Raw genomic sequence first — 13,990 nt, forward strand, 5'->3', positions numbered from 1 at the left:
GAGGCTGGATGAATGCGTCGAGTTTTATCACGAAGTCACGAATCAATAAAAGCGCGTTAAATACAATTCCGATAAACGGCGTATCAAATTTATTCGAAATTCACCAAAAAATGTCTCGTCGATTTATTTATAAATAAAAATTACCTGAAAAAAATCAGCAAGCATTTTTTTCTCTTAATGATGCGCAAGAATGACAGCGCGAGTGGCGCCAGAGCTTCGCGCCAGAACTGTTGGCAAAGCGAAAGCTTCTACATGAAAGCGCTCGAATGGGCTGCCCGGAATGTTATGTCGGGCCGCATTGCGGCAACAATTGCCGCACAAAATGCATAAAAAATGGCGAAATTTTGACCGATACAATTTGAGATTTTTTGCGGTCTTGTCGTGGGAATTTTAATACCGCTTTATTGAGGTATGAACAAGGGTATTCACTCATTCGCATTCGGAATTTGCGGTCTGGCCATTCAGGCTCATTCAGTCCAATCGCGCCGCCAGGCAGATCGGAAATAAAAAAGCCCAACGATGAAACCCGCATGCAACAGCCATTTCAACCAACCGATGGATCGCACTTGACTGACGAACAGAGGGGCGGCGCATGCTGAGCGTTCTAGCAAGAATCATCGACATCGCCATGGTCGCGCTCGCCGCGGTGCTGGCGGCGGGCGTGCACAGCGGCAGAGTGGTATGGCTCGACGATATGCAAAGCGTGTCGCTCGCGTTCGGCTGCCTGCTCGTGGTGGTGTTCTTCCCGCCGCTCGGCATCTATCAGTCGTGGCGTGGCAAGCCGCTCTACGATCTGCTGTCGCGCGTCACGGGCGGCTGGCTGATGGTCGAAGTGACCGGCGTGCTGATCAGCTTCAGCGTGCACCGCGCCGACAGCCTGTCGCGGCTGTGGCTCGTTTACTGGGCGCTCGCGTCGATCGTGCTGCTGGTCGTCACGAAGGTGATCGTCTATTCGATCCTGCGCGGGCTGCGCCGCGAGGGCTTCAATCAGCGCGCGGTCGCGATCGTCGGCGGCGCGCCGTACGGCCGCTTCCTGATCGAACAGATGCGCGGCCGTCCCGAAGCTGGCTTCAAGCCCGTCGTCGTGTTCGACGAGGACGGCACGATCAATCCCTACGAAGACCCGGACGCCGCGCACGCGGTCGCCGGCGTGCCGGTCGAGCGCGACTATCAGCGCATGATCGAACTGGTACGGCAGCGCGCGATCCGCGAGTTGTGGCTCGCGCTGCCGATCTCGAAGGAGAAAGCGATCCATCGCTTCGTGATGGATCTGCGCAACGACTTCGTGAACATCCGCTTCATCCCCGACGTCGGCAGCCTGACGCTGTTCAATCAGCCGATGGTCGAGCTGCTCGGCGTGCCCGCGATCAATCTGGCCGCCTCGCCGATCACCGATCTGCGCGTGCTGCCCAAGCGCGTGTTCGACAGCCTGTTCGCGTTCGGCGCGTTGCTCGCGCTGTCGCCGCTGATGCTCGCGATCGCGCTGATGGTGAAGCTCAGCTCGCCGGGGCCGGTGTTTTTCCGCCAGCGGCGCAAGGGCATCGACGGCCGCGAGTTCGAGATCTTCAAGTTCCGCTCGATGAAGGTCCACACGGAAGCGGCCGGCAAGATCACCCAGGCGACGCGGCGCGATCCGCGCATTACCGCGGTCGGCGCGTTCCTGCGCCGCACCAGCCTCGACGAACTGCCGCAATTCATCAACGTGCTGCGCGGCGAGATGTCGGTGGTAGGTCCCCGTCCGCATGCGCTCGAGCACGACGACATCTACAAGGATCTGGTGAAGGGCTACATGCACCGCTACCGGATCAAGCCGGGCATTACCGGCTGGGCGCAGATCAACGGTTATCGCGGCGAAACCGATCGCATCGAAAAGATGATGGGCCGCGTAAAGCTCGATCTGTACTACATGCAGCACTGGACCTTCTGGCTCGACATCAAGATCGTCGTGCTGACGCTGTGGAAGGGCTTCGCGGGCAGCAACGCCTATTGAACGCGGGGTGCCGGGCCGCGCCGATGCCACGCATCGCGCGAGCGCATTCCTGAATCAACTTTTTTACCGAGGTGCAATCCATGAACCTGACGATCATCGGTAGCGGCTATGTCGGCCTCGTGACCGGCGCGTGTCTGGCCGACATCGGCCACGACGTGTTCTGTCTCGACGTCGACGCGCGCAAGATCGACGTGCTCAACAACGGCGGCGTGCCGATCCACGAGCCGGGGCTGCAGGAGATCATCGCGCGCAATCGCCGCGCCAGGCGCCTGACGTTCTCCACCGACGTCGAGGCCGCGGTCGCGCACGGCGACATCCAGTTCATCGCGGTCGGCACGCCGGCCGACGAGGACGGTTCCGCCGATCTGCAATACGTGCTCGCGGCCGCGCGCAACATCGGCCGCCATATGACCGGCTTCAAGGTGATCGTCGACAAATCGACGGTGCCGGTCGGCACCGCCTCGCGCGTGCGCGAAGTGGTGGCCGCCGAACTGGCCGCGCGCGGCGTCGAGCCGATGTTCTCGGTCGTGTCGAATCCGGAGTTCCTGAAGGAGGGCGCGGCCGTCGAAGACTTCACGCGGCCCGATCGCATCGTGCTCGGCTGCGACGAGGACGTGCCCGGCGAAAAGGCGCGCGAACTGATGAAGCGCCTGTATGCGCCGTTCAACCGCAATCGCGAGCGCACACTGTATATGGACGTGCGTTCGGCCGAATTCACCAAGTACGCGGCCAACGCAATGCTCGCGACACGTATCTCGTACATGAACGAGCTCGCGAATCTGGCCGATCGCGTCGGCGCGGATATTGAAGCGGTGCGCCGCGGCATCGGTTCCGATCCGCGCATCGGCTATGACTTCCTCTACGCGGGTTGCGGCTATGGCGGCTCCTGTTTTCCGAAGGACGTGCAGGCGCTGATCCGCACCGCGGCCGACCACAATGCGAACCTGCGCATTCTCGAAGCGGTGGAAGCGGTCAACGATGCGCAGAAGCAGATCCTCGCGCAGAAGATAGTCGCGCGTCTCGGCGAGGATCTGTCGGACCGCACGTTCGGCGTCTGGGGTCTCGCATTCAAGCCGAATACCGACGACATGCGCGCGGCGCCGAGCCGCGAGCTGATCGCCGGGCTGCTGGGCCGCGGCGCGCGCGTGAAGGCCTACGACCCGGTCTCGATCGACGAAGCGAGGCGCGTGCTCGCGCTCGATCTGAAGGACGTGCCGCAGCAGCATGCGCGACTTTCGTTCGTGAGTGAAGAGATGGAAGCGGCGAGCGGCGTCGATGCGCTCGTGATCCTGACCGAATGGAAGGTCTTCAAGAGCCCAGATTTCGATGCGCTGAAGCGCATGCTGAAGACGCCGCTGATTTTCGACGGCCGCAATCTGTACGAGCCGGACGTGCTGCTCGAACTCGGCATCGAGTATCACGCGATCGGCCGGCGGCATGCGTTGCGCAACGCGCCGGCGCGTGTCGGCGCGAAAGGTTCGATGCAGACGGCGGACCTCGCCGCGACGGCAGCCTCCGGCCGCTGAAGCCACCGCGATCGCCGCGCGAGAGAGTCCGCCATGTTCGACAACGTTCTGATCGTGTGCCACGCCAACGTGTGCCGCTCGCCCGCCGCCGAGATGCTGTTCAAGGCGAGCCAGGCGCGCGCGCCGCGCTCGGGGGCCGCACCTATCGCGTTTCATTCGGCGGGCATTCGTGCGGTGAACGGCCACGGCATGGACCCGGTGATGCGGCGCCTGCTCGAAGAGCGCGGCGTCGCGGCCGGCGTTCACCACGCGCGGCGCCTCGAGCGCTCGCTCGTGCGCGCGGCCGATCTCGTGCTGGTGACCGAGCGCGCGCAGGTGAGCAAGGTCGAAGCGCTCGATCCGTCCGCGCGCGGCAAGGTCTATCCGCTCGGCAAGTGGGAAGCCGATTCGGACGTCGCCGATCCGCACGGCGGCGCGGAAGACGAATACAGGGAGAGTCTCGTGCTCATCGAACATCTGGTCATGGGATGGCTGAAAAAAATATGCTGAAGAAACTCCGCATCGAAAACTCATTCGCGAGCTTGCGCACGAAGCTCGCCGCCTCACTTCTGCTGACGTCCTTTCTGTCGGCCTGCGCGACCGCACCGGGCAATTACCTCGACACGTCGCGGCTCAAGGACAACGATCATGCGCCGAGCGAAACCTATCCGGTCCATCTGATCGACGCGAACCTGATCATGGCGCAGGCGCAAGCCGCCGCCGCGAAAATCCAGCCGTTGCCGCCAGCGGCGCTGTCCGATCCGTCGCTGTACGTGTACCACCTCGCGCCGCAGGACATTCTCGGCATCACCGTGTGGGATCACCCCGAGCTGACCACGCCGCAGGGCAGTACCTTGTCCTCGGGCGGCAATACCACGCAGACGATCGCGGGTGCGTTGCAGCAACCGTATACGGCCGCGCTGCCGGGCCAGGCCGATCCGTACGGCCAGACCATCGCCGCCGACGGCACGATCTTTTTCCCGTTCGTCGGCCGCATCCAGGCCGCGGGCAAGACCACGACCGAGCTGCGCGATCAGCTCGCCGCCCGCCTCGTGCCTTATATCCGCAATCCGCAGGTCGACGTGCGCGTGCTGTCGTATCGCGGCCAGAAGGTCCAGGTCACGGGCGAAGTGAAGCAGCCGGGACCGCTCGCGGTCAGCGACGTGCCGCTGAAGCTGGTCGACGCGATCACGCGCTCGGGCGGCACGAACCCGGACGCCGACATCCAGCGCGTGCGACTCACGCGCAACCACAAGCTCTATGTGCTCAATGCCGATCGCATGCTCGATCAGGGCGATACCACCCAGGACGTGATGCTGCAGAACGGCGACGTGGTCAACGTGCCGGACCGCACCGACAGCCGCATCTTCGTGTTGGGCGAAGTGAAGACGCCGATCCAGGTGCCGATCGCGCGCGGCCGCATGACGATCGCCGACGCGCTCACGCAAGGGGGCGGCATCCTCAACACCGACGCCAATCCGCGCCAGATCTACGTGATGCGCGGCATGCGCGAGCATCCGACCACGCCCGAGGTGTTCCGCCTCGACATGACGCAGCCGGACTCGATCATGCTGTCCTCGCAGTTCCAGTTGCAGCCGCTCGACGTCGTGTACGTGGGCACCGCCGCGTCGACCACGTTCAACCGTGTGTTGCAGCAGGTGCTGCCGAGCGTGCAGACGCTGTTCTATCTGAAGCAGCTGACGCGCTGAACGTTTGGCCTGTAACGTCCCGCGCCGCTGTTGTCCGGGCGGTGCGGGACGTGCAACGAAAGCAGAAGTACCGCTGACGCGAAAGCCGAAGCCAACGACACGGGATGGAACAGTGAGCAATCAACTCTCTCCACACATGGCTGGTCCGATCAAGACCGAAGAAGAAGACGTCGTCCTCGGACAACTGGTGCAGGTGATCCTCGACGACATCTGGTGGCTGCTCGCGATCACCGCGATCATCGTCGCGATGGCGGTCGCGTACTGCTACCTCGCCAAGCCGACTTATTCGGCCGATGCGCACGTGCGCGTCGAGCAGTCCGACAGCATGTCGCAGGCGCTCACGCAAACGCAGACCGGCGCCGCGATCACCAGCGGCTCGACGTCGCTGCCGACCGACGCCGAGATCGAAATCATCAAGAGCCGTGGCGTGGTCGCGCCGGTCGTGCAGCAGCTCAAGCTGAACTTCAGCGTTACGCCGAAGACGATCCCGCTGCTCGGCAGCATCGCCGCGCGCCTCGCCACGCCGGGCCAGCCCGCGCGCGCGTGGCTGGGGCTCACGTCCTACGCATGGGGCGGAGAAAAAGTCGACGTCGATTCGATCGACGTGACGCCGTCGCTCGAAGGCGAGAAGCTGCTGCTGCGCGTGATCGACGCGCAGCACTATGAACTGTTCGCGCCGAACGGCTCGCTGCTGCTGCGCGGCCAGGTCGGGCAGCAGGCGCAGGGCGGGGGCGTGACGATGGTCGTCAACACGCTGATCGCGCGCCCCGGGCAGGAGTTCACCGTCGTGCGCTCGAACGATCTCGATGCGATCACCGCGTTCCAGTCGGCGATCACGGTGCAGGAGCAGGGCAAGCAGACCGGCGTGATCCAGATCTCGCTGGAGGACAAGAGTCCCGAGCATGCGGCGCTCGTCGCCAATGCGCTCGCGCAGTCGTATCTGCGCGAGCACGTGTCGAACAAGCAGGCCGACGCGAGCAGGATGCTCGACTTCCTGAAGAGCGAGGAGCCGCGCCTGAAGGCCGATCTCGAACGCGCGGAGGCCGCGCTGACCGCTTATCAACGTCAGTCCGGCTCGATCAACGCGAGCGACGAGGCGAAGGTCTACCTCGAAGGCAGCGTGCAATACGAGCAGCAGATCGCCGCGTTGCGTCTGCAGATGACGCAGCTCGCCGAGCGCTACGGCGACGACCATCCGACGCTCGTCGCCGCGCGTCAGCAGATGGCCGAATTGCAGGCGCAGCGCACCAAATACGCGGACCGCTTCCGCAATCTGCCGGCCACCGAAGTGAAGGCCGTGCAGTTGCAGCGCGACGCGAAGGTCGCCGAAGACATTTACGTGCTGCTGCTCAATCGTGTGCAGGAGCTGTCGGTGCAGAAGGCGGGCACCGGCGGCAACGTCCATATCGTCGACGCCGCGCTGCGCCCCGGCGCGCCGGTCAAGCCGAAGAAGATGCTGATCATCTCGGCGGCGGTGATTCTCGGGCTGATCGCGGGCACCGGTTTCGTGTTCCTGCGCCGCAATCTGTTCAAGGGCATCGACGACCCCGATCACGTCGAGCGCGCGTTCCATCTGCCGGTGTTCGGCCTCGTGCCGCAAAGCGCCGAGCAGGTGCAGCTCGAAAACAGCTATGCGCGGGGCGGCGAACGGCTGCGTCCGGTGCTTGCGAACGCGCGGCCGAAGGACGTGACGATCGAAAGTCTGCGCAGCCTGCGCACCGCGATGCAGTTCACGCTGATGGACGCGCGCAACCGCATCGTGATGCTGACGGGGCCGATGGCCGGCGTCGGCAAGAGCTTCCTCAGCGTGAACCTGGCGATGCTGCTCGCCCATTCGGGCAAGCGCGTGTTGCTGATCGACGGCGACATGCGGCGCGGCACGCTCGAACGTTACGTGGGCGGCTTGCAGGAAAACGGCCTGTCCGAGCTGCTGAGCGGCCAGATCTCGCTGGAGGAAGCGATTCGCGGTTCGAGCATCGAGGGCCTGAGCTTCATTTCGTGCGGCCGCCGTCCGCCGAATCCGTCCGAGCTGCTGATGTCGCCGCGTCTGCCGCAGTATCTCGACGGCCTCGCGAAGCGCTACGACGTGATCCTGATCGACACGCCGCCGGTGCTCGCGGTGACCGATGCGTCGATCATCGGCGCGTATGCGGGCTCGACGTTCTTCGTGATGCGCTCGGGCATGCACAGCGAGCTCGAGCTGGCCGATGCGCTGAAACGCCTGCGCTCGGCGGGCGTCCACGTGCAGGGCGGCATCTTCAACGGCATGCCGGCGCGCTCGCGGGTCGGCTACGACCGCGGCTACGCGGCGACTCAGGCATACCTGAGCACGTGACGCGGGCTCCGCGCTCCAGCACCGACTTCTGCACGACAGGAACAGAGGAGATCACGATGAAACTGACGGTACTGGTACCGACTTATCGCCGCCCGGCCGATCTGGCGCGCTGCCTCGCGGCGCTCGAGCGGCAATCGCGCGCGCCCGACGAAGTGATCGTGGTCGCGCGCGTCGACGACGACGCGACCCATGCGTGCCTGCGCGATCCGTCCACGGGCGGCCGCCTGCCGCTCGTGATCGCGCCGGTGGACATCCCCGGCCAGGTCGCGGCGCTGAATCGCGGGCTCGACGCCGCGAGCGGCGACGTGATCGCGATCACCGACGACGACGCCGCGCCGCGCCGCGACTGGGTCGAGCGCATCGCGGCCGCGTTCGAAGCCGATGCGCGCCTCGGCGCGCTGGGCGGGCGCGACTGGGTGCACGAGAAAGGCCGCGTGCTCGACGGCGAGCGGCCGCTGGTCGGCAAGGTGACCGCGCACGGCAAGATCATCGGCAATCATCATCTGGGTGTCGGTGCGGCGCGCGAGGTCGACATCCTGAAGGGCGCCAACATGAGCTACCGGCGCGAAGCGGTGCGCACGATCCGCTTCGACGCACGTCTGCGCGGCGCGGGCGCGCAGGTGCACAACGACATGGCGTTCAGCCTCGCGGTGAAAAACGCGGGCTGGAAGCTCGTGTACGACCCGCAGATCGCGGTCGATCATTTCCCGGCCGAGCGTTTCGACGACGACAAACGCGACGCGCAGACGATGGCCGCGCTGCGCAACGCCGCGTTCAACTTCCATCTGATCCTGCGCGATCAGTTGCCGCCGCTGCGCCGCGAAGCCGCGTGGTGGTGGTGGACGCTGGTCGGCACACGGCTTTATCCGGGCCTCACGCATGCGGCGCTCGCGCTGTTGTCGAAGCAGGCGCAGTTGAAGCTGTCGCGCTGGCGCGAGGTTCGCGCGGGCGCCCATGAGGCGCGGCGCGCGCTGTCGAAAAGCGGAGTGTCCGCATGAGTACGAAGGTTCACGTTCATCTCTTTTACGGCGCCGATCCGCGGTTTTATCGCAAGGGCGACGATATCGGCTGCCTGTACGGTTATCACCATGCGCAGTCCGAAGCATTCGCGCTGACTTATTCGCAGGACGCGCGCGAAAGCCGGCCCGTGCGGCTCGTACGGCGCGCGCTGAAGGCCGCGCTCGGCTTCGATTTCATCCATACGTGGCGCAATCGCGCGCAGATGCTGCGCTCGGACGTGATCTGGACGCATACCGAGCAGGAATGGCTGGCCGCCGCGCTGATGCTGCTGCTGTGCGGGCGCAAGGCGGGGCCGGGCGCGTCGCCGCTGCTGCTCGCGCAAAGCGTGTGGCTGCTCGACAAGTGGCCGTCGTACGGCATGGTGCGCGGCTGGTTGTATCGCAAGCTGTTGACGCGGGCGGATCGCTTGACCACACTCGCTAGCGAAAACGCCGGGTTGTGCCAACGCTATTTCCATCGCGACGCGACGCCGCTGCTGTACGGCCTGAACACGCGCGACTTCCCGGTCACCGCGCCGACGCAGTGGACGCCGCGCACGCCGCTGCGCATCGCGGCGATCGGCAACGATCGCGACCGCGACTGGGAGACGCTGATCAAGGCGGTCGGCAACGATCCGCGTTACACGGTGAAGCTCGCGACGCGACGGCGCATTCCCGCGTCGCTGCGCGCGTCGAATGTCGAGATCGCGCTGTTTTCCGGCATCAAAAAGCAGCACGAGCTGTACGACTGGGCCGACGTGATCGTCGTGCCGCTGCGGCCGAACTCGCACGCGTCGGGTATCACGGTGATGCTCGAAGCGGCGGCGCTCGGCAAGCCGATGGTCGCGACCGACGTCGGCGCGCTGCGCGACTATTTCCCCGCCGACGAAGCCGCCTACGTGCCGCCGTTCAATCCGCAGGCACTGCGCGATGCGCTCGACCGGCTCGCCGCCGAGCCTGACGAGGCGCTGCGCCAGGCGCAGGCAGCCGCGGCCGGTCTGCTCGCGCGCGATCTGACCACCCAGCACTACGCGATGCAGCACGTGCGGATCACGCGCGAGATGCTGAGCGCGCGCGGGCAGGCGAGCGCGCATGCCGGCGCGGCCACGCACGCGCAGCCCGCCGCACCCGGGCGCGAATCGCGCGGAGGCCTATAAGCGATGTCGACGATTCCGCGCGCGAACCCGTTGCCGCCGGCAGGCGCGGCCAACGCCGGCCCTGCAAAAGACGCCGCGAGCGGGCTGCTGTCAGGCGGCCCGCGAGAATGGCTGCCGCCGCTCCTGCTGTGGCTGATCGCCGCGGTGCTGATCGTCGCGCATCAGGGCACGGTGCTCACGCTGGCGTTCCCGGTGCTGGCGATCCTGACGGGTCTGTGGCTCTACTTCAAGAGCCCGGCGCGCTACATCGGCTTCATGTGGTGGCTGTGGTTCCTGAGCCCCGAAGTGCGGCGTCTCGCCGACTGGTCGAAGGGCGCGTTCACGCCGACGAGCCTGATCCAGGTCGCGCCGCTCGCCGTCACGATGATCAGCGGGCTGTCGCTGCTGCGCTACTACCGGCTGCTCGCGCAGCGCCGCGGTTTGCCGGTGCTGCTGATCCTGCTCGGCTTGATCTACGCGTTCCTGATCGGCGTGATGTCGAGCGGCCCGCTCGCGGCCACCTACGACCTCGCGAACTGGCTCTACCCGATCCTGATCGGCTTTCACATCATGGCGCACACGCGCCAGTATCCGCAGTATCGCGACACGATCATCAACACGTTCATCTGGGGGATGCTGGTGATGGGCGGCTACGGCCTGATCCAGTTTTTCATCATGCCGCCGTGGGACGCGCTGTGGATGCTCGGCTCGCAGATGAACTCGCAGGGCGACCCGGTGCCGATGGGCGTACGCGTGTTCAGCACGATGAACTCGTCGGGCCCGTTCGCGTTCGCGATGATGGGCGCGATGGTGTTCGTGATGGCCGCGCAGCATCGCGTGCGCTGGATCGCCGCCGCGCTCGGCTTCTTCTCGTTCGCGCTGAGCCTCGTGCGCTCGACGTGGGGAGGCTGGGTCATCGCGCTCTTGATCCAGCTCGTGAAGTCGAACAACAAGGTGCGCGTGCGCATCGTCGCGAGCGCGGTACTGCTCGCCGGCTTGTGCGTGCCGCTGCTCGCGGTCGGCCCGGTGGCCGAGCGGATGCAGGCGCGGCTAAACACGATCGTCAATCTGCACGACGACCAGAGCTACGCGGCGCGCAACGAGTTCTACGCGACCTTCGCGAAGACCGCGTTTACCGACGTCTCGGGCGAGGGCATGGGCGCGACCGGCACCTCGACGAAACTGTCCAACGACGGCGGCCAGCTCGGCCAGTACGGCAACTTCGACAGCGGCGTGATGAACATTCCGTTCGTGCTCGGCTGGCCCGGCACCTTGCTGTACATGTCCGGCATCGTGTGGCTGCTGACCCGCGCGGTGCTCGGCTCGTTCAGGCTGCGCGACGACAAGTTCGTCTCCGCGTGCCTGAGCCTGTGTCTTGCGACCTTCGCGATGCTCGTGTTCACGAACTCGCTGGTCGGCACCGGCGGCCTGCTGCTTTTCATGGGCGCTTTTTCGATTCTTTCCGCGGTTCACCACGAAAAAATGAACCGCGCACGCACGCTATTTCTCCACGGAGGCACGGATTGAGAGTCGCCATTGTCACGCACGTAGTGCGCCATAACGACGGCCAGGGGCGCGTCAACCACGAGATCGCGCGCGCGGCGCTCGACGAGAACATCCGCGTGACGCTGGTCGCGTCGCACGTGGCGCCCGAGCTGCTCGCGCATCCTAACGTGCGCTGGGCGCCGGTGAAGATCGGCCGCTGGTGGCCCACCAATCTGCTGCGCCAGCAGGTGTTCGCGGCGAAGAGCGCACTGTGGCTGCGCGCGCATCGCCGCGACTACGACGTGCTGCACGTGAACGGCTTCATCACCTGGATGCGCGCCGACGTCAATACCTCGCATTTCGTGCATAGCGGCTGGTTCGCGAGCAAGTACTACCCGTTCGGTCTCACGAAGGGCGTGTGGTCCGCGTACCAGTCGGTCTATACGCGCTGCAATGCGTTGCTCGAGCGCTGGGCGTACCGGCGCTCGAAGGTGATCACCGCGGTGTCGCAGAAAGTCGCCGACGAAATCCGCGCGATCGGTCTCACGCCGCGCAACCGCGTGGACGTCATCTACAACGGCGTCGACACGCAGGGCTTCGCGGCGGCGAGCGGCGATCGCGCAAAGTTCCGGCTACCAGACGATGTGTTCCTGCTGCTGTTCGTCGGCGACCTGCGCACGCCGCGCAAGAATCTCGGCACCGTGCTCGCCGCGTTGAAGCATCTGCCCGAGCATGTGCAGATCGCGGTGGCCGGCTTTCTGCCGGGCAGCCCGTATCCGGACGAGGCGAAGGCGCTCGGCATCGCGCATCGCGTGCATTTTCTCGGGCTCGTGAAGGAGATGCCGGTGCTGATGCATTCGGTCGACGCGTTCGTGTTCCCGTCGCGCTACGAAGCAATGAGTCTGTCGCTGCTCGAAGCGATGGCGGCGGGGCTGCCCGTCGTGACCGCGCGCACGGCCGGCGGCGCCGAGATCATCACGCCCGAGTGCGGCATCGTGCTGGACGATCCCGACGACCCGCAAGCGCTCGCTCGCGCGGTCGCGCAACTCGCCGGCGACGACGGCGCGCGCCACGCGATGGGCCAAGCCGCGAGCGAACTCGCGACCGGCTTCGGCTGGGCGCGCATGGCCGCGCAATACATCGCGCTGTACCGGCAGTTGGCGGGGCAGCAGGAAAACCGCCGGCGCAGCCAGACGGAAGCGACGGTCGTCGCGCAGAACGATGCGCTGACGCTGAACCATCTCGCCGGACAGAAGAGCGTGGAATGACCGCGCGAAGCGCGCCATCCACGTCTAGACATAGCAACTCACCGCAAGCAACACACAGGGGCACACCATCATGACGACTGGCTCAATCAAATCGCTGCAGATCGGGATGCACTGGTTTCCCGAACGCGCGGGCGGCCTCGACCGCATGTACTACTCGCTGGTCGGCGCGCTGCCGGGCGCGGGCGTCGCGGTGCGCGGCGTCGTCGCCGGCTCGCCGAAAGTCGCGGCCGATACCGGTGGCGCGATCAACGGCTTCGGCCCCGCCACGCAATCGCTGCCGCTGCGGCTAATGGCGGCACGCCGCGCGCTACGCCACGAAATCCGCACGTCGCGGCCCGATGTGATTTCGTCGCACTTCGCGCTCTATACGTTTCCGGGGCTCGACGTGACGCGCGGCATTCCGCAGGTGTCGCATTTTCAGGGACCGTGGGCCGACGAGAGCCACGTCGAAGGCGCCGATTCGTTCGGCCAGCGCGCGAAGCGTTATCTGGAGCAGTCGGTATACGCGCGTTCGTCGCGGTTGATCGTCCTGTCCGACGCGTTCGGCAAGATTCTCACGACGCGCTACGGCATCTCGCCGGAGCGCGTGCGCGTGGTGCCGGGCTGCGTCGATGTCGAGCAGTTCAATCTGCCGATCACGCAGGCCGAGGCGCGTCTGCGTCTGCAATTGCCGCAGGACCGACCGATCGTGCTGGCGGTGCGACGGCTGGTGCGGCGCATGGGTCTCGAAGATCTGATCGATGCGGTGAAGCTGCTCAAACGCAGCGCGCCCGACGTGCTGCTGCTGATCGCGGGCAAGGGTCGGCTCGAAGGTGAGCTAGAGGCGCGCATCGCCGACGCGGGGCTCGAACACAACGTGAAGCTGCTCGGCTTCGTGCCCGATCAGCATCTGGCGGCGCTGTATCGCGCGGCCAACATCAGCGTCGTGCCGACCGTCGCGCTGGAAGGCTTCGGGCTCATCACGGTCGAATCGCTCGCGTCGGGCACGCCGGTGCTGGTGACGCCGGTCGGCGGATTGCCCGAGGCGGTGGCGGGTTTGTCGCCCGACCTGGTGTTGCCGGAGACCGGCGCAGCTGCGATCGCCGCGGGTCTCGCCGGCGCGCTGAACGGTACGCTGAAGTTGCCCGATGCGGATGCATGCCGCCGCTATGCGCGCGAACGCTTCGATAACGCGGTGATCGCGAAGCGCGTCGCGGCGGTGTATGCCGAAGCGATTGCGGGGAGCGTGCTGCATTGAAGCGCAGCGGCCGCGGTTCAATCGAATGAAAAAAGGGGCGAGGCTCGGATCGCTGCGTTCGGGCCTCGCGTTCATGTCGCCGCAAAACCGGCAAAAAAAATAGGCCACAAATAACGGCACTTTCCTGTTGAACTTGAGCCCGGATCAGCCCTTGGCCGCGATTTTCCGACCTTATTTTTCAAATCCCTGAAACGTGGCGCCCGGCGTCGACTTCGTCACGTTTACGTCACACATCCGCGACGATAATCCCCGCGCCCGAAAGTACAAAAACACACGGGCGTCCCGCCAGAAAGCGGGGACCTTGTATTTTCAGATCTCGGGGATTTT

At 65.4% G+C, this 13,990-nt stretch carries 10 protein-coding genes; all 10 read left to right on the top strand.

Features of this window, described 5'->3' with window-relative positions; genetic code table 11:
• The first annotated feature begins 592 nt into the window (after window positions 1-592).
• Window positions 593-1,990 carry an undecaprenyl-phosphate glucose phosphotransferase gene (locus OKW26_RS24845; RefSeq protein WP_184066658.1) on the top strand — a complete coding sequence of 466 codons (1,398 nt, stop codon included), beginning with the start codon at window positions 593-595 and terminating at the stop codon, window positions 1,988-1,990.
• A gap of 80 nt (window positions 1,991-2,070) precedes the next feature.
• Window positions 2,071-3,516 (top strand): UDP-glucose dehydrogenase family protein, encoded by a 1,446-nt coding sequence (locus OKW26_RS24850; RefSeq protein WP_429355519.1) that lies wholly within the window; start codon window positions 2,071-2,073, stop codon window positions 3,514-3,516.
• Between the two features lie 33 nt (window positions 3,517-3,549).
• Window positions 3,550-4,005 carry a low molecular weight phosphotyrosine protein phosphatase gene (locus OKW26_RS24855; protein WP_429355520.1) on the top strand — a complete coding sequence of 152 codons (456 nt, stop codon included), beginning with the start codon at window positions 3,550-3,552 and terminating at the stop codon, window positions 4,003-4,005.
• Window positions 3,999-5,204: a polysaccharide biosynthesis/export family protein gene (locus OKW26_RS24860; protein ID WP_429355521.1), complete on the top strand. Its 1,206-nt coding sequence runs from the start codon at window positions 3,999-4,001 to the stop codon at window positions 5,202-5,204. The genes OKW26_RS24855 and OKW26_RS24860 overlap by 7 nt, the downstream gene beginning before the upstream one ends.
• A gap of 136 nt (window positions 5,205-5,340) precedes the next feature.
• Entirely contained in the window at window positions 5,341-7,539 is a 2,199-nt protein-coding gene (locus OKW26_RS24865; protein ID WP_184066711.1) for a polysaccharide biosynthesis tyrosine autokinase, read from the top strand.
• Between the two features lie 56 nt (window positions 7,540-7,595).
• On the top strand, window positions 7,596-8,537 hold the full coding sequence (locus OKW26_RS24870; RefSeq protein ID WP_187610089.1) for a glycosyltransferase family 2 protein: 942 nt from the start codon (window positions 7,596-7,598) through the stop codon (window positions 8,535-8,537).
• Complete coding sequence (locus OKW26_RS24875; protein ID WP_429355522.1) at window positions 8,534-9,694, top strand: glycosyltransferase family 4 protein; 1,161 nt, start codon at window positions 8,534-8,536, stop codon at window positions 9,692-9,694. Before OKW26_RS24870 ends, OKW26_RS24875 begins: the two co-directional genes overlap by 4 nt.
• A 3-nt stretch (window positions 9,695-9,697) precedes the next feature.
• Window positions 9,698-11,200 (top strand): glucose-6-phosphate isomerase, encoded by a 1,503-nt coding sequence (locus tag OKW26_RS24880; RefSeq protein ID WP_429355523.1) that lies wholly within the window; start codon window positions 9,698-9,700, stop codon window positions 11,198-11,200.
• Complete coding sequence (locus OKW26_RS24885) at window positions 11,197-12,426, top strand: glycosyltransferase family 4 protein (protein WP_429355524.1); 1,230 nt, start codon at window positions 11,197-11,199, stop codon at window positions 12,424-12,426. The genes OKW26_RS24880 and OKW26_RS24885 overlap by 4 nt, the downstream gene beginning before the upstream one ends.
• 70 nt (window positions 12,427-12,496) lie before the next feature.
• Window positions 12,497-13,663 (top strand): glycosyltransferase family 4 protein, encoded by a 1,167-nt coding sequence (locus OKW26_RS24890; protein ID WP_429355525.1) that lies wholly within the window; start codon window positions 12,497-12,499, stop codon window positions 13,661-13,663.
• Window positions 13,664-13,990 lie beyond the last annotated feature (327 nt).

It is taken from the genome of Paraburkholderia sp. 32, from assembly GCF_050435345.1.
GTDB classification, from domain to species: Bacteria; Pseudomonadota; Gammaproteobacteria; order Burkholderiales; family Burkholderiaceae; genus Paraburkholderia; species Paraburkholderia tuberum.